Here is a 23,310-nt window from a genome sequence, read left to right on the forward strand (position 1 = left end):
TCTTGATTTGTTCAAATTAATATAATACCCTTCAAAGCATAAAATAGAATACGGATTAAAATCATATTGGAATTCTTAAGAATAAATAATATTAAAAACGAGCTAACATGCGAAAATACTAGGTATTTTTGCCTTAGATTATCTATTAAAAACACAGTTTTTCAGGTTAAGTATTCTGATTTTCCTTGGATTTAAATCAGCTTTGATCGCGCTCTTAGCTATAGCCATCCTTGACGAGCTCCCTCCATGCCCCTCCCTATCCCCCTCCTCCCCGCCAACGTCCAGGGCTGGTTCCGGTCGCGGGGCTGGGAGCCGCACCCGCACCAGCTCGCCATGGTCGAGGCGGCGGCGGCCGGGGACAGCGCCCTGCTGATCGCGCCGACCGGCGGCGGCAAGACGCTGGCCGGCTTCCTGCCTTCTCTGATCGATCTGGCGGAGCGCCCGCGCGAGGGGCTGCACACCCTCTACATCTCGCCGCTGAAGGCGCTCGCGGTGGACATCCAGCGCAATCTGGAGGAGCCCGTCGCCGAGATGCGGCTGCCCATCCGCACCGAGACGCGCACCGGCGACACGCCAGAATCCAAACGGCGGCGGCAGCGGGCCAACCCGCCGCACATCCTGATGACCACGCCGGAAAGTCTGGCGCTGATGATCGCCTACGCCGACGCGGCGACGATCTTCCGGCACCTGCGCTGCGTCATCATCGACGAGTTGCACGCTCTGGCCGGGACCAAGCGCGGCGATCTGCTGGCCCTGGGGCTGGCGCGGCTGTCCCGGCTGGCGCCGCAGGCCCGACGGGTCGGGCTGTCGGCCACCGTGGCGGAGCCGGCGCAGCTGCTCGCTTGGCTGTCCAAGACCGGGCAGGCGGACGGCGGCGACGTGCGGCTGGTCACCGGGCGGGCCGGCGCCTCCGCCGAGGTGGAGATCCTGACGACGCGCGAGCGGCTCCCCTGGTCCGGCCGCATGGCCATGCACGCGCTGAAGGAGGTGTACCAGCGCATCCGCGCCCACCGCACGACACTGGTCTTCGTCAACACCCGCGCCCAGGCGGAGCTGGTCTTCCAGGAACTCTGGCGCCGCAACGACGACAGCCTGCCCATCGCGCTCCATCACGGCTCGCTGGCGGCGGAGCAGCGGCGCAAGGTCGAGGCCGCCATGGCGGCGGGCAAGCTGCGGGCGGTGGTGGCGACCTCCTCGCTCGACCTCGGCATCGACTGGGCGGCGGTCGATCTGGTGGTGCAGATCGGCGCGCCGAAGGGGGCGAGCCGGCTGGTCCAGCGCATCGGCCGCGCCAACCACCGGCTGGACGAGCCGAGCCGCGCCCTGCTCGTCCCCGCCAACCGGTTCGAGGTGCTGGAATGCCGCGCCGCCCTGGACGCCGTGGCGGCCATGAGCTTGGACGGCGAGCGGCCCCGCCCCGGCGGGCTGGACGTGCTCGCCCAGCACATGCTCGGCATGGCCTGCGCCGAGCCCTACCGCCCCGACGACCTGTACGACGAGGTGGTCTGCGCGGCGCCCTACGCCGGGCTGGCGCGGGACGAGTTCGACGACGTGCTGGACTTCGTGGCGACCGGCGGCTACGCGCTCGGCAACTACGAGCGCTTCCATCGCTTGAAGCTGCGCGAGGACGGGCGCATGGCGGTGGCCGGGCCGGCGGTGGCGCGGCAGTACCGCATGAACGTCGGGACCATCACGCAGGAGGCCATGCTGCGCGTGCGCCTGAGCCGCGGCCCGGTGCTGGGCGAGGTGGAGGAGCATTTCATCCAGGGACTTACCCCCGGCGACACCTTTGTCTTCGCCGGTCAGCTGCTGAAGTTCCTCGGCATCCGCGAGATGGAGGCGCAGGTCGCCAAGGGCGGCAGCGGGGAGCCGAAGGTTCCGGCCTACGCCGGCGGGCGGCTGCCGCTGACCACCGCCCTGGCCGACCGGGTGCGCGCCATGCTGGCCGACCCGGCGCAGTGGTCCGGCCTACCGGAGGATGTGCAGGAATGGCTGAGGCTCCAGCGCTGGCGCTCCGTCCTGCCGGCGCGCGACGGGCTGCTGGTGGAGAGCTTCCCCAAGGCGGGCAAGCGCTTCCTCGTCGTCTACGCCTTCGAGGGGCGGAACGCGCACCAGACCCTGGGGATGCTGCTGACCCGGCGGATGGAGCGGATGGGCTGCGGCCCGCTCGGCTTCGTCGCCACCGATTATGTGCTGGCGGTGTGGTCGCTGCGCACGCCGACCAACTCCAATGGGGACATGGACGGGCTGTTCGACCAGGACATGCTGGGCGACGATCTGGAAGCCTGGATGGACGAGTCCTCGATGCTGCGCCGGACCTTCCGCAACGTGGCGCTGATCACCGGGGTCATCGACCGCCGCCATCCCGGGCAGGAGAAGTCGGGACGGCAGGTCACCTTCTCCTCCGACCTGATCTACGACGTGCTGCGCAAGCACGACCCCGGCCATGTGCTGCTGCGCGCCACCCGCGCCGACGCGGCGGGCGGGCTGACCGACGTGCGGCGCCTGTCGGATTTCCTGATCCGGGTGAAGGGTCGCATCACCCACAAGGACCTCGACCGCATCTCCCCCCTCGCCGTGCCGGTCATCCTGGAGATCGGGCGGGAACGGGTGGACGGCTCCGCCACCGACGAGCTTCTGGAGCAGGCCGCCGCCGATCTGGTGGCCGAGGCGATGCCGGAGCTGGGGTCCGACGGTGACAGCCAAGGCCGCTTGACGTTGTGAGGGACATGGACACGACGATGACCCTGCGGGGCGCCGCCCTGGCCCCCGATGCCTCCGGCGCGCTGGTCTGGCCGGCGGAGCGGACGCTGGTGGTCGCCGACCTGCATCTGGAAAAGGGCTCCGCCTTCGCGGCGCGCGGGCGGATGCTGCCGCCCTACGACACGCGGGCGACGCTCGGACGGTTGGCGGATCTGGTGGAGCGGTTGGCCCCGGAGCGGGTGATCTGCCTCGGCGACAGCTTCCACGACCGCCGGGCGGCGAGCCGCATGGAGGCGGGGGACGTGGCGCGGCTGCGCGACCTGACCGGACGGGTGGCGGACTGGCTGTGGGTCACCGGCAACCACGATCCGGAACCGCCGGAGGGGTTCGGCGGGCGAATCCTGGACGAGCTGGCGCTCGGCCCGCTGACCTTCCGGCACGAGGCGGTGCCCGGCGCGGTGGGCGAATTGTCGGGGCATCTGCACCCGGTGGCCGCCGTCGTGGTGCCGGGCCGGCGGGTGCGGGAGCGCTGCTTCGCCTTCGACGGGGGAAAGCTGATCCTGCCGGCCTTCGGGGCCTTCGCGGGCGGGCTGAACGTGCTGGACCCGGCGGTGTCCGGCCTGCTGGCGGCGCGGTTCGAGGTGCATCTGCTGGCCCGCGGCAAGGTCCACCGCTTCCCGCGCAGCCGCCTCTCTCCCGACAAAGCGTAAAAAAGAAAAAGCCCGGAGAGTCGGGGGAACTCTCCGGGCGAGTGGTCCTGCCGGAACCGGCGGTGAGACGTCCGGCAGGAGGGACCTCGATGAAAAAGCAGAACGTCAGTTCGGCATCATGACCGTATCGATCACGTGGATGACGCCGTTGGACGCCATGATGTCGGGCTTCACGACCTTCGCGTTGTCCACCATCACGCCGCCCTTCGTCGCGTCGATGTCCACGGTGGTGCCCTGCACGGTCTTCGGCGATGCCGTCTTGCCGGCGATATCGGCCGAAGTCACCTTGCCGGACACCACATGATAGGTGAGTACGGAGCGGAGCTTCTCGCGGTTCTCCGGTTTCAAAAGATTTTCGACGGTGCCGGCCGGCAGCTTGGCGAAGGCCTCGTCGGTCGGGGCGAAGACGGTGAAGGGACCGTTGCCCTTCAGCGTGTCCGCGAGCCCGGCGGCCTGGACGGCCTGAACCAGCGTCTTGAACTGGCCCGCCGCGACGGCGGTGTCCACGATGTCCGCCGCCTTCGCGGATATGGCGGCGAGGGACAGCGGCAGGGCGACGGTGGCGGCGGTCAGCAGGCGTGACAGGCGGGACATGTGGTTTCCTCCGTTGATGGCGTCTCGTTCCTCCCCCGACCGTGGAACCGGCGCCGTCGGCCGCCGTGCCTCCGGCTCCACGTCGTGGCAGCGAAGGCGGAAATAGCGGCGCGGAAATCGCGGTCAATAGGATTTCCCCAGGAAAAATTTTTGCCGCCGTGGTGATCCGGAGCAATCGGCACCGCGTAGCAAGAGCCATTGACCGTGGTCATTGGCTGCGGCGTTTTGGCATGCCCGTTCTTCTGTCCATTTCCTTAAAGTTGGCCGATGACGACCGATCAATCCCCCATCCTCGTCTGGTTCCGCAACGATCTTCGCCTTGCCGACAACCCGGCGCTCAGCGCCGCGGCGGAGGATGGGGCGCCGGTCATCCCGGTCTACATCCGCGAGAAGGACGCCCACGATCCCTGGCTTCCCGGCGCCGCCTCCCGCTGGTGGCTGCACGGCAGTTTGGAGCGGCTGGGCAAGGCGCTGGCCAAGCTCGGTTCGCCCCTGGTGCTGCGCAGCGGCGACCCCGCCGCCGTTCTGGCGGCGCTGGCGGAAGAGACCGGCGCCGACACCGTGCTGTGCAACCGCCGCGCCGGCCCCACCGCCATCGCCCGCGATCGCCGGGTGGGCGAGCGGCTGAGCGCCCGCGGGGTGACGGTGCACCCCCACAACGCCGCTCTGCTCTTTGAGCCGGGGAGCATTCGCACCAAGTCGGACACGCCCTTCCGGGTGTTCACGCCTTTCTGGAAGGCCCTGCTGTCCATGCCGGAACCGCCCCACCCCACCCACGCGCCGGGCAAGCTGACGCCGCCGGCCAAGCCGGTGTCCAGCGAGTCGCTGAAGGACTGGGGCCTGCTGCCCACCGCGCCGGACTGGGCCGGCGGCCTGCGCGAACGCTGGGAGCCCGGCGAGGAGGCGGCGCGCGAGCGTCTGGCCGATTTCCTGGACGGTCCGGTCGCCGCCTATCCGGCGGAGCGCGACCGCCCGGACCATGACGGGACCTCCGCGATGTCGCCGCACCTCGCCTTCGGGGAGATCGGGCCGCGGCAGATCTGGCACGCCACCCGCCACGCCGCCGACCAGCGGCATGAACTGGCCGCCGGCGCCGAAGCCTTCCTGCGGGAACTCGGCTGGCGGGAGTTCAACCACCATCTTCTGCGCGAGGAGCCGGGCATTCCGGACACGCCGCTGGACGCGCGCTTCGCCCGTTTCCCCTGGCGGACCGACAAGGCGGGCCTGCGCGCGTGGCAGCGCGGGCGCACCGGCTACCCCATCGTGGACGCCGGCATGCGGCAGCTCTGGCAGACCGGCTGGATGCACAACCGCGTGCGCATGATCGTCGGCTCCTTCCTCATCAAGGACCTGCTGATCCCCTGGCAGGAGGGCGAGGCCTGGTTCTGGGACACGCTGGTCGACGCCGACATCGCCAACAACGCCGGCAACTGGCAATGGGTGGCCGGCTGCGGCGCCGACGCCGCCCCCTTCTTCCGCGTCTTCAACCCGATCCTCCAGGGCGAAAAGTTCGACCCGGAGGGCAACTATGTCCGACGCTACGTGCCGGAACTGGAAAAGCTGCCCAACCGCTGGATCCACAAGCCGTGGGAGGCGCCGGACGAGGCGCTGCGGCAGGCGGGGGTCAAACTCGGCAAGGACTACCCGCGGCCGATCGTCGACCACGGCACCGCCCGTGACCGCGCGCTGGCCGCCTTCCAGGAGATCAAGAAAGCCGGCGATTGATCGGCGCGGAGCCGTGAAACCCGGCCGTGTGTTTTCATTCCGCCTTCATGGGAGTGCAAAGAAACCGTCACAGGCCCCCGGTAAGGTGCGCCCGCCCAACCCCAAATAAATTTGCGGAAAGAGACGAGGCACACCGATGGACACGCATGACCTGCCCCAGAAGGGCACCAAGTATCTGACCTTCGAGGGCCGCGAGGACATCGGCTCCAACCCGTCCGAAAACCCGACCATGGGCGACGTCATCAACGCCCGCCTCGGCCGCCGCGACATGATGCGCGGCATGCTGAGCGGGGCCGCGGTCAGCGCCCTGATCGGCCCGGCCGCCCTGCTCTCCCCGACCCGCGGGGCCGAGGCCGCCGTGACCGGCGCCCCGCGCCCGGCCAAGGCCAGCTTCTCCTTCCAGGAAGTGGCGCACGGCGTGGACGCCGACCATCACGTGGCATCCGGCTACAACGCCGACATCCTGATCCGCTGGGGCGACCCGGTGGTGCCCGGCGCGCCGGCCTTCGACCCGATGAACCAGACCGCCGAGGCGCAGTCGAAGCAGTTCGGCTACAACAACGACTTCGTCGGCTACGCCCCGCTGCCGCTCGGCTCGCGGTCGCCGGACCGCGCCCTGCTCTGCGTGAACCACGAATACACCGACGAGGAGGTCATGTTCCCCGGCGTCGGCGTGGAGCAGCAGAAGGACAAGTTCGCCCGCATGACCAAGGCGCTGGTGGACATCGAGATGGCCGCCCACGGCGGCACCGTCGTCGAGATCCGCAAGGTCAGGGGCAAGTGGGTGACGGTGGCGGACTCCCGCTACAACCGCCGCATCACCGGCGAGACGGCTTGCGCCATCACCGGCCCGGCCGCCGGCCACGCCCTGATGAAGACCAGCTACGACCCGACCGGCACCATGGTCCGCGGCATGCTGAACAACTGCTCCGGCGGCATGACGCCCTGGGGCACCTGGCTGTCGGCGGAAGAGAACTTCAACGGCTATTTCTGGGGCAAGGTCGAGGACACCAACCCGAACGCCAAGGTGCTGAAGCGCTACGGCTTCCCCGGCGAATGGTACAACTGGGGCGTCCACCACGACCGCTTCGACATCGCCAAGGAGCCGAACGAGTCCAACCGCTTCGGCTGGATCGTCGAGATCGACCCCTACGACCCGACCTCGACCCCGAAGAAGCGCACGGCGCTCGGCCGCTTCAAGCATGAGGCCTGCCAGATCGCGCTCGGCAAGGACGGCACCGTGGTCGCCTACACCGGCGACGACGAGCGCTTCGACTATGTCTACAAGTTCGTCGCGGCGAAGAAGTTCGATCCAAGGAACCGCGCCGCCAACATGGACATCCTGGAGACCGGGACGCTCTACGTGGCGAAGTTCAAGGCCGACGCCTCGGTCGAATGGCTGCCGCTGGTCCACGGCCAGGGCCCGCTGACGGCCGAGAAGGGCTTCCCCGACCAGGCCACCGTCCTGATCAACGCCCGCCTCGCCGCCGACGCGCTGGGCGCCACCAAGATGGACCGCCCGGAGGACATCGAGGTCAACGCGGTGACCGGCAAGGTCTACGTCATCCTCACCAACAACTCCCGCCGCAAGCCGGAGCAGGTGGACGCGACCAACCCGCGCGCCGAGAACAACTGGGGCCACATCGTCGAGATCCTGCCGGACAACGGCAACCACGCCGCGACCAAGGCGGAATGGACGATCCTGGTGCGCGGCGGCAACCCGGCGGACGGGACGGTCGGCGCGCAGTTCCACGCCGACACCTCGGCCAACGGCTGGTTCTCCTGCCCCGACAACGCGGCGGTGGACCACCGCGGCCGCCTGTGGATCACCACCGACCAGGGCGAGAACTGGAAGAAGGCGTCCGGTACCGCCGACGGCGTCTGGGCCGTGGAAACCGAGGGCAACCTGCGCGGCCTGTCCAAGATGTTCTACCGCGTGCCGGTGGGCGCCGAGATGTGCGGCCCCTGCTTCACCACCGACGACAAGACCCTGTTCGTCGCCGTGCAGCACCCGGCCACCGACGGCGTCGATCAGTGGGAAGGCTTCAAGGGCAAGCTTTCCTCCTTCGAGGACCCGGCGACCCGCTGGCCCGACTTCAAGCCCAACATGCCGCCGCGCCCGTCGGTGGTCGCCATCACCAAGAAGGACGGCGGTGTGATCGGTCTCTGACCGGACGCATGATCGATCGTCCCATAATCCAGCGACACGCCTGAAAGGGCGGCTCCCGCGTCCGGGGCCGCCCTTCTTCTTTGTCTGGTGTCGGTGTCCGGCGATGTAATAAGATAACGCCATGACCACCGATCCCCATTCCACCGCCGGCCCGGCCTCCCGCCACGGGCACGACCACGCGCATTGCATCGCCGACGCGCTGACACGCGCCGACGCCCTGTGCGCGGAGCGCGGCGCCCGGCTGACCGCGCTCCGCCGGCAGGTGCTGGAGCTGGTCTGGAACAGCCACAAGCCGCGCGGCGCCTACGCCATCCTGGAGGACCTCAGCCAGCGCGAGGGCAAGGCCACCGCCCCGCTGACCGTCTACCGCGCGCTGGAGTTCCTGGTGGAGCACGGGCTGGTCCACCGCATCGAGTCGCTGAACGCCTACATCGGCTGCGCCGCGCCGGGGGCCGTCCATTCCGGGCAGTTCCTGGTGTGCGAGACCTGCGGCAACGCCGTGGAGATCGACGACCCGCGCATCCGCGCCGCCATCGGCACCATCGCCACCGAACATGGTTTCCAGGTCAGCCGCCCCACCGTCGAGGTGCGCGGCACATGCACCGACTGCCAGGAGAAGACCCCGTGACCGCCGCTCCCACCCCTGCCGCCCAACCGGCGCCCCGCCTGCCCGTCTCGGTGCTGACCGGCTTCCTCGGCAGCGGCAAGACCACGCTGCTGCAACGGCTCCTGCACCACCCCGGCATGGCCCGCACCGCCGTGGTCATCAACGAGTTCGGCGAGGTCGGGCTCGACCATCTGCTGGTCGCCAAGGCGTCGGAGAACATGGTGCTGATGGACAGCGGCTGCCTGTGCTGCACCATCCGCGGCGACCTCGTCGACACGCTGCGCGACCTGTTCCTGAAGCGCGTGCGCGGCGACATCCCGGAGTTCGACCGGGTGGTGGTGGAGACCACCGGCCTCGCCGACCCGGCCCCGATCATCCACACGCTGATGAGCGACCCGCTGCTGGCCGCCCGCTTCCGCCTGGACGGGGTCATCAGCACGGTGGACGCGGTGCACGGCGCCAGCCAGCTTGACCGCCAGCCGGAGAGCGTCAAGCAGGCCGCCGTCGCCGACCGCATCGTGCTGACCAAGACCGATCTGGCCACGCCGCACACGACGCTCGCCCTGTGCCAGCGCCTGTCGGCCATCAACCCGGCGGCGCCGCAGATCCCCGCCGCCTTCGGCGAGGTGGACCCCAAGCAGCTGTTCGACGCCGGCCTCTACAACCCCGACACCAAGAGCCCCGACGTGGCGCGCTGGCTCCGCGAGGAGGCGTACCGCGACGAGCAGGCCAAACATCATCATGGGCACGACCATGATCACGGTCACGACCACCATCACCATGACCACGGGCACGGCGACGCCTGCGGTCCCGACTGCGGTCACGACCACCATCACCACGACACCAACCGGCACGACGACCACATCCGCGCCTTCTGCATGGTGGTGGACGAGCCGATCCCGTGGAACAACTTCGTCGACTTCATGGAGGCCCTGATCGCCACCGGCGGGGAGAACCTGCTGCGCATCAAGGGGCTGCTGAACGTGAAGGAAAGTCCGCTGCCGGTCGTCGTCCACGGCGTGCAGCACATGTTCCACCCGCCGGTCCAGCTTCAGGAATGGCCCGGCGAGGATCACCGCTCCAAGATCGTCTTCATCACCCGCGACATTGGCGAATCGGTGATCCAGCCGATGTTCGACCAGTTCGTCTGGGGGGCGGAAGGGGCGGCCTGAGGGACGTCATTGCCCCCACCCCGGCCCTCCCCCGCTTCCGCAGGGGAGGGAGAAACAGTCCCCTCCCCTGCAAAGCGGGGGAGGGTTAGGGAGGGGGCATCACAGCCGCCTCACTTCACCTTGTAAAGCTGGAAATAACGTCCCTCCTGCACCAGCGTCAGATGCTCCGGCACCGGGTTGGCGCGGCCCGGCTCGCTGAACAGCACGTAGACGTAGCCGAAGCGCCGGGGCCAGTCGGCCCAGTAATGGTTGTCGCGCAAGCCCGGCTGGCGCACCGCGTCGGCGACGTAGCCGATGCGCGGCATGTAGGTGAAATCGCCGTCCAGGTCGGCATAGTCCGGCTTCAGCAACAGCACCTGCTTGCCGGGATGGGTGAAGGCGATCGGCACGAGGCTGGAGCGCTCCATCAGCGCCAGCACCGGCGCGTGGTGCAGGCCGAAGGACAGGGCGCGGTCGTCGGTGAACTGGGTGGCGCGGAAGATCGACTTGTGCAGCGTCTCGTCGGCGTAAGTGGCAAGCACCGTGCTGCCCGGCTCGATCCGCTGCAGGGACTGGCGCACCTCCTCCAGCAGCGGGTCCACCTTGGCCAGCCCCACCCCGGCGTCGGCGCTGCGCAGCAGCGACAGCGCGACCACCACCGCGAGGAAGCCCGCCCGCATGGCCGAGGTCGCCAGTTCCCAGCGCACGAAGCCCAGCGCGACGAAGGCGATGCCGATGGGCAGGCGGCTGTCGGCGAACCAGGAGCCGAACAGGACCAGCGGCATCGCCGCATAGACCACCAGCCCCAGCGCGATGGTGATGGCACCGACCGGATGCAGCCGCAGCGCCCCGCTCCACAGCCCCCAGGCGATGCCCAGCCCGACGGCGATCCCCGTCACATAGCCGACCGTGTCGGCGTAGCCGCCGAACAGGAAGTCGAAGCCCATCAGCTTCGCCGTGCCGACCCACAGCACCGCGTCGGCGAAGCCCGACGACGGGCTCATCAGCAGCAGCGGCGGCACGATCAGGAAGGGCAGACCGAAAGCCAGCGCGTCCGGCAGCGCCCGTCGCGGCTCGCGCCAGCCGCCGCTTTGCCACAACCGCCAGCCCTCAAAGGCCAGCAGCGTCAGCCCGTAGAGTCCGAGCGCGAACAGGTGCGAGATGAACAGCAGCAGCACGACGCCGAGCGAGGCCAGCCCGCGCTGCCAGGGCGCGCGCTCCCGCATGACAATCCAGCCGGCGATTCCCCACAGCGCCAACCCCAGCCCGAACAGGTAATTGAACAGGCCCATGTAGGTGGACAACGTGTAGAGGAACAGCCCGGCGGCCAGCGGCCCCAGTTCCACCCGCCCCCACACCGCGCGGTAGAGCGCGATGGAGCCGGTGACCAGCACCAGATAGCTGGCGGTGACGAACAGCCGGCTCGCCGTGTGCACGCCGATCAGCTTGGCCAGCGGCGGCACGACGATGTCCATCACCAGATTGGGAATGATCGCCCAGCGCACCATGTAGAATTGCGCCAGCGCCGGGTCCTGGTCCAGATGGGCCAGGGCGTACATGCGGGTGACGTGGTTGACGTAGTCGCCCAACGCCGGAATCTCGAACATCCAGACGGGGATCGAAGCCGCCACCAGGATCAGCAGGGCAGCAGGCCAGACATACACGGACTCGGCGCGCGACGCCGCCCGCCCGTCGAGGGTGAAATCCCTGAACATGCGGCCCCCCTTCAGACGCTTTTCGGATAGGACTGGGGCGGAACGGCGGGCGCCGCGGCCGTGGGGGACGCCTGCAGGTCCTGCGGATAGCGGTTCTGCAAGCCGGCCCGGTAATGGGTCCAGAAGCCGCGCAGCCCCTTCACGTCGGCGCGCCGGTGCAGGAGGTAATAGAGCGTGTATTTGACCATCATGCGGGCGATGGACTTGCGCTCGTAGGTGGCATGGATGTAGCCCATGTTGCGGAAGAAATAGGGAGCGCGGTTTTCCGGCATCTCCTCCACCGTACCCAGGAAACCGCCGGCCAGCGGGCGCTGGGTGCGGCGGTTGCGCGGGTGAACGTGCAGAGCGTGCACCGCCGTCCCGTCGCGCAGCCCGGCCCGGCGGGCGCGCAGCGTGAACTCCCACTCGTCGCCCCAAATGAACATCTCGCGCTTGATGTTGCCGATCCGCTCGAACACGCGGCGGCGCAGCAGGGTCCCGTTGAACAGCGCGATGGTGCCGGGCACGATGCCGTCCTGCGCCGCGGCGGTGAAGGCGTCGGCTTTGGTGAAGCCCTGCATGGTGAAGGCCAGATCGCCGCGATCCTCCGCCGCGACCACGGTCGGCCCGACGAGGTCGAGGTCGTGCCGCTCGCCCTGGCGCAGCAGCTCGGCGAGCGCGCCGGGCGCCGGAATGCCGTCGTCGTCGGTGCTCCAGATCCAGCGGGCGCCCAGCTCCAGCGCCGTGGCGAAGGCGGTGTGGTAGGCGCCGGCGGAGCCGATGTTGGCCTGCCGGACCACCAGAAGCTCCGGCATCACCACCCGCTGCTCGGCCAGCCATTCCGCGGTGCCGTCGCTGGAGCCGTTGTCCACCACGACGATGCGGTCGGGCCGCGGCTCCTGCCCATGGATGGCCGCCAGACAGGTCTTCAGCAGGGCCAGACGGTTGTGGGTCACCACCACCGCGACGACCGGCGTCTCCCAGGGCGTTTCCCGAGGCCGCTCCTGGGCTCCGGTGTCCAGCGTCCGGGGCGTCTGGGCTTCTGACATGCGGTTTCCGTCCTTCGTCTGAGCTTTGGGCGTCTGAGCTTCGGGCTCTCTGCCTCGGGGCATGCCTCGAAGAGGCCACCCCAAGTTTTTTGCTTTGCGAAGAGAGGGCAATGCCCCGGACGGAGAGGGGCGGCACCATTCGCATAGCCCATAAGGAGAAAAATCAGCTCAGACGCATCCAGCCGGTGCCCCACAACCACAAAACGGCGAATCCCATCGACAAAAGGGTCATCGGGATGCCGCAACGGGCGTGCTCCACAAAGCCGAGCCGGACGCCGGAGGCCGCCGCCCGCTCCACCACGATGATGTTGGCGAGGCTGCCGGGGATCAGCAGGTTCCCGGCCAGCGTGGACAGGATCGCCAGCCCGTAGAGCGCCCCTTCCGGCGGCGACGGCCAGGCGGCGAGCAGCAGGATCACCGCCGGCACGTTGCCGATGCTGTTGCTGGCCGCGAGCGCGAGCGGGGTCATCACCGCCAGCCGGTCGGGCAGCCAGCCGGCGGCCTCCAGCCCCGACACGAACTCGGCAGGCAGGCCGGTCAGCTTCAGCGCATGGTTGATGGCGAACAGCGCGGCAAAGAGCACCAGCAGATGCCAGTCCACCATGCCCAGCATGCCGCGCGAGGCCAGCCGCCGGCTGATCAGCATCGCCCCGGCGACCAGCAGCACGCCGATCTCGTGCGGCAGGTCGGTGGTGAACAGGCCGAGAAGCACGAGGGTGGCCACCACCGCCTTGCCGAGTTGCGCCCGGTCGAGCGTCACCGGCTCGGCCCCGCCCTCCCCGGTCGTATGGTCTTCCGGTTCGCCGAAGCGGCCCCGCCAGGCGAGCCACACCACGACGTACACCACCACGAGGCCGACCAGCGCCGGCACCCCGCAGACCGCCAGGAAGCGCCAGAAGTCCAGATGGCCCATCTGCCCGATCAGGATGTTCTGCGGGTTGCCGATCACCGTCGCCGCCGAGCCGGCGTTCGCCGCTCCGGCCAGACCGATCAGGTAGGGCCGCGGGTCCAGCCGGCGGGCCAGCAGGCCAACGCAGAGCATCGGCGTCATGGCGAAGACCACCACGTCGTTGGCGAGGATCGCCGACAGCCCGCCGCCCACCGCCACCGTCACCGCCAGCAACCGCGCCGGGGAGCGCGCCGCCTGCGCCACGCGCAGGGCGCACCAATCATAGAAGCCGCTGGCCGCATACTGGGCGGACAGCACCATCAGCCCGAACAGGATGAACAGGGTCGGGAAGTCGATGGCCTCCGTCACTTGCCCCGATTCCAACGCCCCGATGGCGAGCAGCAGGATCGCCGCGACCAGCGCAATGCCGGTGCGGTCGATGCGCAGGCCGGGAAAGCGCCCCAGCGCCATGCCGACATACGTGATGACGAACAGCGCGACGACCGTCAGCGTCATGGGGGGGACGGTCAGGGAAAAAGCGGGCATGGATGGGGGATTCGCTGCGGGGTGGAGGAGGCCCCTCTATAACGGTCCGGCACCGGGTCAGGCCAGAGGCGCCAAGCCGAGGTCAGGCCAGCGTGACCGTCATCCCTTCCCGCGCGGCGAAGCAGTCCGGAAACACCGCCTGGGCCGCCGCCTCGATGGCGGTCATGACGGCGTCGTCATGGTCGGGGTCGTGGTGGAACAGCACCAGTTGCTTGACCCCCGCCGCCTGCGCCAGCCGCACGCCCTCGGTCCAGGTCGAGTGCCCCCAGCCGATGCGGTTCTGCCACTCCTCGTCCGTGTAGGTGCTGTCGTAGAGCACGAGGTCGGCGCCGTCGATCAGGTCGAGAATGTTGCGGTCGGGATGGCCGGGCACATGCTCCGTGTCGGTCACGTAGGCGAAGGACTTGCCCAGATGCTCGATGCGGTAGCCGGTGGCGCCGTCCGGATGGTTCAACAGCGCCGTGCGGACCTGAACCCCCTCGCCCAGCGCGAAACGGTCCCCCGCCGTGATCTCGTCGAAAACGATGTTGCTTCCCATGGTGCGCATCGGCACCGGGAACAGAGGACGCTCCATCTGCCGCGCCATGGTCGCTTCGATGCCCGGATTGCCCTTCAGATGACCGGAGACGATGCGCAGGTGAAAGCCCTTGCTGTAGGCCGGGGCGAAGAAGGGAAAGCCGCAGATGTGGTCCAGATGGGTGTGGCTCATCAGCAGGGTCGCCTCGGTGGCGCTCTCCTTCAGCAGGCGCTTGCCGAGCATGCGGATGCCGGTGCCGGCGTCGATGACGATGCGCTGGTCACCCGCCTGGACCTCCACGCAGCTCGTGTTGCCGCCGAAGCCCATATGGGAGGGCAGCGGGCAAGGGACCGTGCCCCGAACCCCCCAGAAGGTCACCGAAAAGCCCATGCCGCCCTCGAGATACCGATCTCCGGACCACCGCGCAGCGCCGAGCTTGGCCGAGCCTGCCGGGCGGGGACCGTTAAGACGGCATTTTAGCATGGTTTTCGGTTTACGCGGTGACGACCGTCACAGCCCCGCCGGTTCCAAAGAGGGAGCCCGCCCCCTTCCGGATTGGACCAGGACGATGCTCCTGGGTCAGCCACAGGATCGTCAACTGGTCCACAGGATGCTTTCGATAAAACGCTCACAGGACCGGCGATGATAGCAGCCGGTGCAGCCCGTGTCGGGACAGGCCAGCCCGGCTTTCAGAACGGTCAGCCCATCCACCAGCCGGTCTTTGGTGGCCTGATCGATGACGTCCGCCACAAGCACGTCGCGGATCGCCTCCGCGACGAGGTCGTCTTCCTGTTCCGGTACGGTCACGATCTGCCTGAGAGCCTGCATGCGAAGCACCTTTCCGTGGTTCAACTGCACCACAGGGGTGTTTCGCCAACATTTCAGGCGGGCTGTTCAAAAGAATCGAATTGCTGCAATACGACACGTCTATTCGCAAGAGCCGACCGAATCCTGAACGATCACACCGAACCAACCAAGTCCGTTGTAGGTTTCATAGCCGGGAGTCACGGCGAAACCCACCACGCGCCTCTGCTCGTCGGAATAGCTGCCGTGACCGTGGCCGCCGGTGCGCAAGGGAAAGCTTTCCGTCAGGACACCCCTGCGGTCGGAGGCGGCGATCACACGGTGGCGGCTGTCCACCAGAAGACAGCGGCTCCGGGAACGCTCCTCGTCGGTCAGGCGAACGGAGTCGACCACGCTCTGGGATTGCTTCTGCCAGTCGAAGAAAACCCCCAACACGCCGATGACGGGGCCGCTCTCCTCGCCGCCGGCCCGGATGGCCGTGGCGTAGGTGGCGACGGTCGCGCGCTCCAGAAGATCGCTGGTGCCGATGTCGGCCACCGCGAACTCGGTACCGCTGCGGGTCGCCATCGCCTCGCGGAACCAGGACTCGGACGCGACCGAGCCGCCCACGGCGCGGCGGTAGCGATCGGGCCGTCCGTTCGCCAGAACCACGCCCCTGGCATCGATGACCCAGAGGTCGAGATAGACCGTGTAGGCGCCCAGGATGACGCCCAGCCGCTGCGCCGCGTGGCGCCGGTTGGCCTCCGACGGATCGGCGGCGCAATCCACCATGGCACTGTCGGTGGCCCACCATCGTACATCGCAGGACCGCTCGTACAAATTGCGATCCATGATGTCGATCATGTTGAGCGCCAGATCGGCAAGGCGTCCGCCGCGCAACTGCGAAACCAAACGGTTGCCAAGCGTGTTCAACTCGTCGGTCTGCACCGCCATCTGGGCGCGCAGTTCCCCGCCAATGCCGGTGATCCGCTCAGAGATGGCCTTCACCTCCTGGGCCACCACGGCGAAGCCGCGCCCGGCCTCCCCGGCACGCATCGCCTCGATCAAAGCGTTGAGCGCCAGGATCTTGGTCGTGTTCGTAACGGCCTGGATCTCATCCATCTTGCGCGTGGCAAGATCGGACACGGCGCGCGACAACGCCACGATACGCTCGGGCATGAACATCACCTCCAAGGATTATCGGTGACGACCCCCAAGGACGACCGAACAGCCACTCGTCGGCTGGTTCAATCATCCGCAACCCACCCGAGCGGCATTGAATCCACGCAATCACAAATCCGCAACACGGAATGCCAACCGGAATTGCGCCGCCCCCTGCGGCGCAATGTCATCCCCCGGTATGCGAATACGGGACGGGTCAGACCTTGTAGGCCAGACGCAGGCCACCCCAATGGCGTCCGCGTACGGTGATCGGAGCGGACACGTCCTTCATCAGGGCGTACTGGCCGCCCCCCATGTCGCGCCGGTAGGTCTGAAGCAGGAACGGCTTCGTGCTGCGCCCGGCGGCCAGACCGACGCGGTCGTTGAAGATGCGGCGGTTGCGGCAGTTGGCCGCGTTCCATGTCGGGTCAGCCCCTTGCGGTTGACTGAACCTTCGGTTGTGGGTCGGCAGATAACCGTTGGAATCGACGGCCACGCAAAAGACGATGCGTTCACTTTGCCCCAGCAGCGAATCGAGCACCCTCGGCAGCATGCGGTCGCAGAACTCCGTGAAGCGGGTCATGTGCTGCTGCGGGTTGGAACCGGGGATGGGCTGGTAATTGCTGTCGAACAGGTCGCCTTCCCGCACCTCGCCGCGCGCCAGCGCGTCCTCGAAATCGGCGGAGATGCGCGACGCGGCGTCGGAGACCATGCGGATGAAGGGCGTGTCCACCGTCTCCACGTCCAGTTCGGCGGTGATGCCGATCAGCCGTTCGCTCATCCCGACCAGCGTGTTCACGCGGTCGCGCGCCTGGGCCAGATTGTCGCTGGACAGCTGCACGCCGACCGCGAGGTCGTCGATCTCGTGCTGAAGCTCGTCGCAGTTGGCGCCGATCTCGGAGGAGGCCGCGTCGATCTTGTCGGTCTCGCCGTTCAGCTCCGACATGGCGCGCCCGACGGTCTCGATGACGGCGCCGATGGCGGTGGTGCCCTCGCTCACCGCGCGGGCCTTGCCGGCGCTGGCCGCGCTTTCGGCCATCAGGCGCTGCGCCTGGTCGTTGAGGTATTTCAGCGTGGCGTCGATCTCCGTCGTCGCCTCGCTGGTTTTCTTGGAAAGGGCCTTCACCTCGTTCGCCACTACGGCAAAGCCGCGCCCGGCCTCGCCGGCACGGGCCGCCTCAATGGTCGCGTTGAGCGCCAGCAGGTTGGTCTGCTTGGCAATGACGAAGATTTCCTTGGCGACCCGGCCAACGCGGTCCAGCGCCTCCTGAAGGCCGGCGATCTGCCCCTCGATGCCCCCCACCGCGGCGACGAGGGCATGGATGTCGTCCATCGAGCGTTGCACCCGATCATGGGAGGATTCGACTTCCTGCCGGGCCTGCTCGGTCACGGAACGCGCCACGGTCGCGGCGGCGGAGATGCGTTGCGTGCTCTCCGACATCTTGTTCCCGGTGCCGCGCAACTGCGCGAAGACGTTGGCCTGATGGCCGAGGCGGCCGTTGACCTCCTCCACATGGCCCGCGATGTCCGCGATCTCGATGCCGAGATTGCCCGCTTCGGTGGCAATGTCCGCGATCAGATGAGAGCGGCCGCCGATCGCACTGTCCATTTTCCCGCCATCCGTTTCACAAGAATGCGCAGAGCGCTAAAATCCAATGCAATTATTACCGAACCCTTACAATTGCGCAACGGAGGAAGGGTCATTCTAAAGGGCAATATGCTCAATTATTGCGCGCCGGTAACCCGCTCGCAACCGAAGGCGGAGAAAGCGTCAACCCGCACCGTCCTCGCCGACGCGTCCATCCGCGATGCGGTGATCCAGCCTCTCGTCCTGCAAACCAGCGGGCTCCTGGTGGATCAGCACCTCGGCGCCTGGGAAGGCCTCCCGCAGGCTGGCCTCCACCCGGTCGGTGATATCGTGCGCCCTGGCGACCGACAGCAAGGGGTCGAGTTCCAAGTGCAGTTCGATGAAGGCGCCGATGCCGGAGCTGCGGGTGCGCAGATCGTGCATCCCCGCGACGTCCGGTTGCGCCATCACCAGCGCCGCGATGCGCTCCCGCTCCTCCGCCGGCAGTTCGCGGTCCATCAGGACATTCAGCGCCTCCCGGGCGACCTTGCGGGCGCCGTAGAGCAGGAAGGCGGCGATGCCCAGACCGAACAGCGGGTCAAAGGCGCTGATGCCCGTCCATCCGGTCAGCAGGATCGCCAGGATGACCGCGGCGTTCATCAGCAGGTCACCGGAATAATGCAGCCGGTCCGCCCCCACCGCGACCGAGCCGGTGGCCGTCACCACATGGCGCTGGAAGGTGATCAGGCCGGCGGTCAGCAGGATCGACAGCAGCATCACGGCGATGCCCACCGCCCCCTCGCCCACCGGCTGCGGGGTGATGAGACGGCGCACCGCCTCGATGGTCAGGAAGAGGGCGGAGCCGCCGATGAAGGCGGCTTGGGCCAGCGCGGCCAGCGCCTCCGCCTTGCCGTGGCCGAAGCGGTGCGCCTCGTCCGGCGGGCGCAACGCCGTCCGCACCCCCAGCAGCGTCACCACCGAGGCCATCATGTCCGTGCTGGAATCGATCAGCGACGACAGGATGCTGACCGAGTCGGTCGCCAAATAGGCCGCCAGCTTCGCCAGGATCAGCGTGAGGGACACCGACACGCTGGCGTAGGTGGCGTACCGGCGCAGCCGGTGCAAACGCGCTTCGCTCATGAGCGTCTTCTTATGCGATGACGACACCGGTCCTTTACGGGAAAAGACGTTCCGTCGTCCAGCGCGCCGGCTCCTGCGCCGCCGGGTCGCCCTCGCGCAGATACAAAATCCGCTCGTGCAGGCGGAAGGGGCGGTCCTGCCAGAACTCAATTCGCCGTGGCAGGATGCGGAAGCCGGTCCAGTGCGGCGGGCGGGGAACGGCGCCCAGGCCGAACTTGGCGGCGAACTGCGCGACCCGCTTCTCCAACTCAAACCGGCCCTCCAGGGGGCGCGACTGCTGCGACGCCCAGGCACCGATGCGGCTCTCCCGCGGGCGGCTTTCGAAATAGGCGTCCGCCTCGGAGTCGGACACCTGTTCCACCGCGCCCTCGACGCGGACCTGGCGCTTCAGCGTCTTCCAATGAAAGCACAGAGCGGCGTTGGCGTTGGCCAGAAGCTGCTCGCCCTTACGGCTTTCCGTGTTGGTGTAGAAGACGAATCCGCGCGGATCGACACCCTTCAGAAGCACCATGCGCACCGACGGCGCGCCCTGCGCATCCGCGGTGGCCAGTGCCATGGCGTTGGGATCGTTGATCTCGCTGCGGGTGGCCTCGTCCATCCAATCCTGAAACAGGGCGTACGGGTCCCGGTCGTTGGATTCGCTCATTGTCCCCTCGTCGCGCGGCCGTAGGCCCATAGTTTCAACGTTGGGTTTCGGCGCCGTTCCCGGCGTCTTCCCAGTTCACAAATATGCCCAATTCACAGATAGGATAGCCTCGCATATATGAGTGTCCACCGGTGCGCCAGAAGCAAGGCATGCCGGCTCCCAACCTTTCGAGGCAGCATCGATGTTCGTGAAGAAGCTCGTCCCGGCGGCGATGGCGATCGCCCTGCTTGCGGGTTGCGTCAGCACCTCTCAGGAAGCCACCAAGAACGCGGAAACCGTCGGCGGCCGAATCTCGTCGACCTATGGCAACGCCTCGGGCAAGGTCGCGTCCTCGGGCACCGGCCCGCTGCTGGGTGCCTTCATCGGCGGCGCGGCGATCCAGCCGTCGGACGCGGCGGCCGCCGAGACCGCGGCCAAGCGCGCCTACGCCGCCCCGGTCGGCGACAAGATCGGCTGGACCAACCCGGCGACGGGCCATTACGGCTCGCTGACCACGACGCGTGAGGGCTACAACAACGCCGGTCAGTATTGCCGTGAGTTCCACCAAACGGTAACCACAAAGAGCCAGACCGAATTGGCCTACGGAACCGCTTGCAAACAGGCCGACGGTACGTGGAAGATCGTCGCCAATTCGTAACGCCGCATCCCCGGGCTTCGGGGTGGAATAACTCTGTCTGTGGAAAGCATGCGTGACCCTTATCAAATCCTCGGCCTCCCCCGCTCCGCGAGCGCCGACGACATCAAGAAGGCGTACCGTAAGCTCGCCAAGGAGTTTCACCCCGACCTGAAGCCCGGCAACGCCTCGAACGAGGAGCGCTTCAAGGAAATCTCAGCGGCCTACACGCTGCTGTCGGATTCCGACAAGCGCGCCCGCTTCGACCGCGGCGAGATCGACTCCTCCGGCCAGGAGCGGCACCATGGCTTCGGTGGCCGCTCCCGCGCCAACGCCGGACGCAGCCGCGCCTACAGCGGGGCCGGCGGCGGTACCGGCGACGACTCCTTTTTCGGCGGCGAGGACTGGTTCTCGGACCTGTTCAGCGGCGGGCGCAAGCGCGGCGGGACGGGTGGCGGCGCTGGGAGTGGGACCTCCGGCGGCTCCCGGTCGCGCGGCAGCGACATCAATTATTCGGTCTCCGTGCCCTTCATCGAGGCGGCGCAGGGCACCAAGCGGCGCATCAGCCTGTCCAACGGCAAGAGCATCGACGTCGCCGTCCCGCCGGGGACGGAGGATCAGGCCAAGCTGCGGCTGAAGGGCCAGGGGCTTCCCGGTGCCGGCGGCTTCGGGGCCGGGGACGCCATCGTCGAGGTCCATGTCGAGGCGCACCCCTTCTTCACCCGCCAGGGCTCCGACATCCATGTCGAGGTGCCGATCACCCTGAACGAGGCCGTTCTCGGCGCCACCATCCGCGTGCCGACCGTCAGCGGTCCGGTCGCGCTGAAGGTCCAGCCGGGTGCCAACACCGGCTCCACCCTGCGGCTGCGCGGCAAGGGCGTGATGAACCAGGCGACCAAGCAGGCCGGCGACCAGTATGTGAAGCTGAAGGTCGTCCTCCCCGACCCGCCCGACGCGGAGCTGGTCAAGTTCATGGAGGAATGGTCGCGGACGCGCAGTTATGACGTGCGCAAGAAGGCCGGCCTGGAGTGACTCCGGGCCGTTAACCCTCTCCTTACTTTTGGGTCAAAGAAAAGTCCTGGACCGAATGCGGTTGATGCGGGGCGGTGGCGCCTTCATCAATGATGGTGATGTGCCGGAAACGGTTTTCACCGCCTTCGTAGGACGCCATGCCGCCGATCCCGAAAAAGTACCTGACCGCCGCCGCCGTTGTTGCTGCGCTTCTGCTTGGCTGGTTCGCCTTCGCGGCCTGGACCGACTACGCGCGCGACGGCGCCGAGGAGGTCGCGACCTACAGCGACTTGGTGGCGGCGGCCGAACGGGGGGACATCGCCTCGGTCACCTTCCGCGGTGACGGGGCGCACGCCGTCACGCCGGACGGCCAGCGGCTGCGCGCCGTCGTTCCGGTCACTGACGACCTGCTGAAGGAATTGCGCGGGCGGAAGATCGCCATCGCCTTCGAGGAGGAGGCCGGCGGACTGGTCTCCGGCACCGTTTCCGTCCTGGAGAAGCTGGCCCCCTTCCTGGTGATCGGCCTGCTGATCGGCGCGCTGCTGCTCAGCGGTGGGCAGTTCCTCGGCGGCAGCCGCGCCACCCGCGTCCGCCCGCGCGACACCGGCACCGTCTTCGCCGACGTCGCCGGCGTGGACGAGGCGAAGGACGAGCTTCGCGAAACCGTTGAGTTCCTGCGCGACCCGCGCCGCTTCGCCATGGCCGGCGCCCGCGTGCCCAAGGGCATCCTGCTGGTCGGCCCGCCGGGCACCGGCAAGACGATGCTGGCGAAGGCCGCGGCCGGCGAGGCCGGGGTGCCCTTCTTCACCGTCTCCGGTTCCGACTTCGTGGAAATGTTCGTCGGGCTGGGTGCCGCGCGGGTGCGCAGCGTCTTCAAGACGGCGCGGGCCGCCGCCCCCTGCCTGCTCTTCATCGACGAGGTCGACGCCCTGGCCGGCAAGCGCGGCGAATCCAATTCCCATTCGGAGCGGGAGCAGACCCTGAACCAGCTCCTGGTCGAGATGGACGGCATCGTGAACGGCGGCGTGGGCGGCGGCGAGGTGGTGGTGATCGCCGCGACCAACCGCGCGGAGATGCTGGACCCCGCCGTGACCCGGCCGGGCCGCTTCGACCGCCACATCCATGTCGCGCTGCCCGACGTCGCCGGGCGCGAGGCCATCCTCGGTGTCCACACCGGCCGGCTGCACCTCGCCCCCGACGTCTGCGTCCGCACGGTGGCGCGGGGCACGCCCGGCTTCTCCGGCGCCGAGCTGGCCAACCTGACCAACGAGGCCGCCCTGTCCGCCGCGCGCAACGGGCGCGTCATCGTCGGCATGGCCGATTTCGAGGCGGCGAAGGACCGTGTCCTGATGGGCAACGAGCGGCGCAGTCTCGCCCTCTCCAGCCACGAGCGGCGCCTGACCGCCTATCACGAGGCCGGTCACGCGCTGGTCTCCATCCGCTGCCCGGAGGCTGACCCCATCCACAAGGCCACCATCATCCCGCGCGGCCGCGCGCTGGGCATGGTGGTGCGGCTGCCGGAGGGCGACCGCGTGTCGGTGTCGCGCGCCAAGCTGCTGGCCGACATCGCCGTCGCCATGGCCGGGCGGGCGGCCGAGGATCTGGTCTTCGGCCCGGACGCCGTCACCACCGGGGCGGAGGCCGATTTCCGCGCCGCCACGGACCTCGCCCGCCGCATGGTCACCGCCTGGGGGATGAGCGACGCCATCGGCTATGTCGCCCACGCCGGCAACGATCCCGCCGTCGTGCGCTCGGAGCGCACCGCCTGGCGCATCGACGAGGAGGTGCGCCGCATCACCGACGAGGGGATGGAGCGCGCCCGCCGCATCCTGGTCGCCGACCGCGCCGCGCTGGAGCGGATCACCGCCGCCCTGCTGGAGCGCGAGACGCTGAGCGGCGAGGAGATCGGCGCGCTTGCGGAGGAAGAACGGGAAACGGAGGCGGCCTGATGGCGAAATTTCTCGTTCACATTCAACGACAAACATTGCCGCATACGCGCATACATTGGTAAAATGCCGTAGATTTTTCGCACAG

19 protein-coding genes are annotated in these 23,310 nt (G+C 68.2%); 9 read left to right on the top strand and 10 right to left on the bottom strand.

Annotated elements, in window-relative coordinates:
• Positions 1 to 246: 246 nt before the first annotated feature.
• Together AMK58_RS09035 and pdeM are read left to right on the top strand one after the other, a co-directional pair.
• Positions 247 to 2,724, top strand: a complete 2,478-nt coding sequence (locus AMK58_RS09035; RefSeq protein ID WP_035674169.1) for a ligase-associated DNA damage response DEXH box helicase — start codon at positions 247 to 249, stop codon at positions 2,722 to 2,724.
• A 5-nt stretch (positions 2,725 to 2,729) separates the two neighbouring features.
• On the top strand, positions 2,730 to 3,413 hold the full coding sequence (pdeM, locus tag AMK58_RS09040; RefSeq protein WP_051140252.1) for a ligase-associated DNA damage response endonuclease PdeM: 684 nt from the start codon (positions 2,730 to 2,732) through the stop codon (positions 3,411 to 3,413).
• A gap of 105 nt (positions 3,414 to 3,518) precedes the next feature.
• Here pdeM and AMK58_RS09045 read toward each other — a convergent pair whose 3' ends face one another.
• Positions 3,519 to 4,007, bottom strand: coding sequence for a fasciclin domain-containing protein (locus AMK58_RS09045; RefSeq protein WP_035674166.1), 489 nt, complete (start codon positions 4,005 to 4,007; stop codon positions 3,519 to 3,521).
• A gap of 267 nt (positions 4,008 to 4,274) precedes the next feature.
• On the opposite strand from AMK58_RS09045, the gene AMK58_RS09050 reads away from it, so the two are divergent.
• The 4 genes from AMK58_RS09050 (at position 4,275) to AMK58_RS09065 (ending at position 9,681) form a co-directional block, all read left to right on the top strand.
• A complete protein-coding gene (locus AMK58_RS09050) occupies positions 4,275 to 5,732 on the top strand; it encodes a cryptochrome/photolyase family protein (RefSeq protein ID WP_035674163.1) in 1,458 nt (485 codons plus the stop codon).
• A 136-nt stretch (positions 5,733 to 5,868) separates the two neighbouring features.
• On the top strand, positions 5,869 to 7,902 hold the full coding sequence (locus AMK58_RS09055; protein ID WP_059398820.1) for a PhoX family protein: 2,034 nt from the start codon (positions 5,869 to 5,871) through the stop codon (positions 7,900 to 7,902).
• 121 nt (positions 7,903 to 8,023) lie between these two features.
• Entirely contained in the window at positions 8,024 to 8,530 is a 507-nt protein-coding gene (locus AMK58_RS09060; protein ID WP_035674160.1) for a Fur family transcriptional regulator, read from the top strand.
• Positions 8,500 to 9,681: a CobW family GTP-binding protein gene (locus tag AMK58_RS09065; protein WP_035674157.1), complete on the top strand. Its 1,182-nt coding sequence runs from the start codon at positions 8,500 to 8,502 to the stop codon at positions 9,679 to 9,681. Before AMK58_RS09060 ends, AMK58_RS09065 begins: the two co-directional genes overlap by 31 nt.
• Positions 9,682 to 9,791: 110 nt before the next feature.
• On the opposite strand, the gene AMK58_RS09070 is transcribed toward AMK58_RS09065, so the two are convergent.
• The 9 genes from AMK58_RS09070 to pdxH form a co-directional block, all read right to left on the bottom strand.
• A complete protein-coding gene (locus AMK58_RS09070) occupies positions 9,792 to 11,375 on the bottom strand; it encodes a hypothetical protein (protein ID WP_035674155.1) in 1,584 nt (527 codons plus the stop codon).
• An 11-nt stretch (positions 11,376 to 11,386) separates the two neighbouring features.
• Positions 11,387 to 12,403 carry a glycosyltransferase gene (locus AMK58_RS09075; protein ID WP_059398821.1) on the bottom strand — a complete coding sequence of 339 codons (1,017 nt, stop codon included), beginning with the start codon at positions 12,401 to 12,403 and terminating at the stop codon, positions 11,387 to 11,389.
• Between the two features lie 163 nt (positions 12,404 to 12,566).
• The gene (locus AMK58_RS09080; RefSeq protein WP_404801053.1) at positions 12,567 to 13,838 is read right to left on the bottom strand and encodes an SLC13 family permease; all 1,272 of its coding nucleotides are present in this window, start codon (positions 13,836 to 13,838) and stop codon (positions 12,567 to 12,569) included.
• Between the two features lie 82 nt (positions 13,839 to 13,920).
• Positions 13,921 to 14,745 (bottom strand): MBL fold metallo-hydrolase, encoded by an 825-nt coding sequence (locus tag AMK58_RS09085; RefSeq protein ID WP_035674090.1) that lies wholly within the window; start codon positions 14,743 to 14,745, stop codon positions 13,921 to 13,923.
• Between the two features lie 204 nt (positions 14,746 to 14,949).
• The gene (locus tag AMK58_RS09090) at positions 14,950 to 15,183 is read right to left on the bottom strand and encodes a hypothetical protein (protein ID WP_059398822.1); all 234 of its coding nucleotides are present in this window, start codon (positions 15,181 to 15,183) and stop codon (positions 14,950 to 14,952) included.
• 99 nt (positions 15,184 to 15,282) lie between these two features.
• Positions 15,283 to 16,317: a methyl-accepting chemotaxis protein gene (locus AMK58_RS31765; RefSeq protein WP_079285212.1), complete on the bottom strand. Its 1,035-nt coding sequence runs from the start codon at positions 16,315 to 16,317 to the stop codon at positions 15,283 to 15,285.
• A gap of 199 nt (positions 16,318 to 16,516) precedes the next feature.
• The gene (locus tag AMK58_RS09100) at positions 16,517 to 17,908 is read right to left on the bottom strand and encodes a methyl-accepting chemotaxis protein (protein WP_059398823.1); all 1,392 of its coding nucleotides are present in this window, start codon (positions 17,906 to 17,908) and stop codon (positions 16,517 to 16,519) included.
• Between the two features lie 162 nt (positions 17,909 to 18,070).
• A complete protein-coding gene (locus AMK58_RS09105) occupies positions 18,071 to 19,006 on the bottom strand; it encodes a cation diffusion facilitator family transporter (RefSeq protein ID WP_035674083.1) in 936 nt (311 codons plus the stop codon).
• 34 nt (positions 19,007 to 19,040) lie between these two features.
• Entirely contained in the window at positions 19,041 to 19,652 is a 612-nt protein-coding gene (gene pdxH, locus AMK58_RS09110; protein WP_035674080.1) for a pyridoxamine 5'-phosphate oxidase, read from the bottom strand.
• A gap of 181 nt (positions 19,653 to 19,833) precedes the next feature.
• Here pdxH and AMK58_RS09115 point away from each other — a divergent pair, with 181 nt between their 5' ends.
• The 3 genes from AMK58_RS09115 (at position 19,834) to ftsH (ending at position 23,225) form a co-directional block, all read left to right on the top strand.
• The gene (locus AMK58_RS09115; RefSeq protein ID WP_035674078.1) at positions 19,834 to 20,289 is read left to right on the top strand and encodes an RT0821/Lpp0805 family surface protein; all 456 of its coding nucleotides are present in this window, start codon (positions 19,834 to 19,836) and stop codon (positions 20,287 to 20,289) included.
• Between the two features lie 48 nt (positions 20,290 to 20,337).
• On the top strand, positions 20,338 to 21,297 hold the full coding sequence (locus AMK58_RS09120) for a DnaJ C-terminal domain-containing protein (RefSeq protein ID WP_035674075.1): 960 nt from the start codon (positions 20,338 to 20,340) through the stop codon (positions 21,295 to 21,297).
• A gap of 137 nt (positions 21,298 to 21,434) precedes the next feature.
• Positions 21,435 to 23,225 carry an ATP-dependent zinc metalloprotease FtsH gene (gene ftsH / locus AMK58_RS09125; protein WP_035674073.1) on the top strand — a complete coding sequence of 597 codons (1,791 nt, stop codon included), beginning with the start codon at positions 21,435 to 21,437 and terminating at the stop codon, positions 23,223 to 23,225.
• The last annotated feature ends 85 nt before the right edge of the window (positions 23,226 to 23,310 follow it).

It is taken from the genome of Azospirillum brasilense (assembly GCF_001315015.1).
Taxonomy (GTDB): Bacteria; Pseudomonadota; Alphaproteobacteria; order Azospirillales; family Azospirillaceae; genus Azospirillum; species Azospirillum brasilense.

Coding starts and splice junctions, on each gene's coding strand:
- AMK58_RS09035 (WP_035674169.1), top strand. CDS start 247: ATGCCCCTCCCTATCCCCCTCCTCCCCGCCAACGTCCAGGGCTGGTTC.
- pdeM (WP_051140252.1), top strand. CDS start 2,730: ATGGACACGACGATGACCCTGCGGGGCGCCGCCCTGGCCCCCGATGCC.
- AMK58_RS09045 (WP_035674166.1), bottom strand. CDS start 4,007: ATGTCCCGCCTGTCACGCCTGCTGACCGCCGCCACCGTCGCCCTGCCG.
- AMK58_RS09050 (WP_035674163.1), top strand. CDS start 4,275: ATGACGACCGATCAATCCCCCATCCTCGTCTGGTTCCGCAACGATCTT.
- AMK58_RS09055 (WP_059398820.1), top strand. CDS start 5,869: ATGGACACGCATGACCTGCCCCAGAAGGGCACCAAGTATCTGACCTTC.
- AMK58_RS09060 (WP_035674160.1), top strand. CDS start 8,024: ATGACCACCGATCCCCATTCCACCGCCGGCCCGGCCTCCCGCCACGGG.
- AMK58_RS09065 (WP_035674157.1), top strand. CDS start 8,500: ATGCACCGACTGCCAGGAGAAGACCCCGTGACCGCCGCTCCCACCCCT.
- AMK58_RS09070 (WP_035674155.1), bottom strand. CDS start 11,375: ATGTTCAGGGATTTCACCCTCGACGGGCGGGCGGCGTCGCGCGCCGAG.
- AMK58_RS09075 (WP_059398821.1), bottom strand. CDS start 12,403: ATGTCAGAAGCCCAGACGCCCCGGACGCTGGACACCGGAGCCCAGGAG.
- AMK58_RS09080 (WP_404801053.1), bottom strand. CDS start 13,838: ATGCCCGCTTTTTCCCTGACCGTCCCCCCCATGACGCTGACGGTCGTC.
- AMK58_RS09085 (WP_035674090.1), bottom strand. CDS start 14,745: ATGGGCTTTTCGGTGACCTTCTGGGGGGTTCGGGGCACGGTCCCTTGC.
- AMK58_RS09090 (WP_059398822.1), bottom strand. CDS start 15,183: ATGCAGGCTCTCAGGCAGATCGTGACCGTACCGGAACAGGAAGACGAC.
- AMK58_RS31765 (WP_079285212.1), bottom strand. CDS start 16,317: ATGCCCGAGCGTATCGTGGCGTTGTCGCGCGCCGTGTCCGATCTTGCC.
- AMK58_RS09100 (WP_059398823.1), bottom strand. CDS start 17,908: ATGGACAGTGCGATCGGCGGCCGCTCTCATCTGATCGCGGACATTGCC.
- AMK58_RS09105 (WP_035674083.1), bottom strand. CDS start 19,006: ATGAGCGAAGCGCGTTTGCACCGGCTGCGCCGGTACGCCACCTACGCC.
- pdxH (WP_035674080.1), bottom strand. CDS start 19,652: ATGAGCGAATCCAACGACCGGGACCCGTACGCCCTGTTTCAGGATTGG.
- AMK58_RS09115 (WP_035674078.1), top strand. CDS start 19,834: ATGTTCGTGAAGAAGCTCGTCCCGGCGGCGATGGCGATCGCCCTGCTT.
- AMK58_RS09120 (WP_035674075.1), top strand. CDS start 20,338: ATGCGTGACCCTTATCAAATCCTCGGCCTCCCCCGCTCCGCGAGCGCC.
- ftsH (WP_035674073.1), top strand. CDS start 21,435: ATGCCGCCGATCCCGAAAAAGTACCTGACCGCCGCCGCCGTTGTTGCT.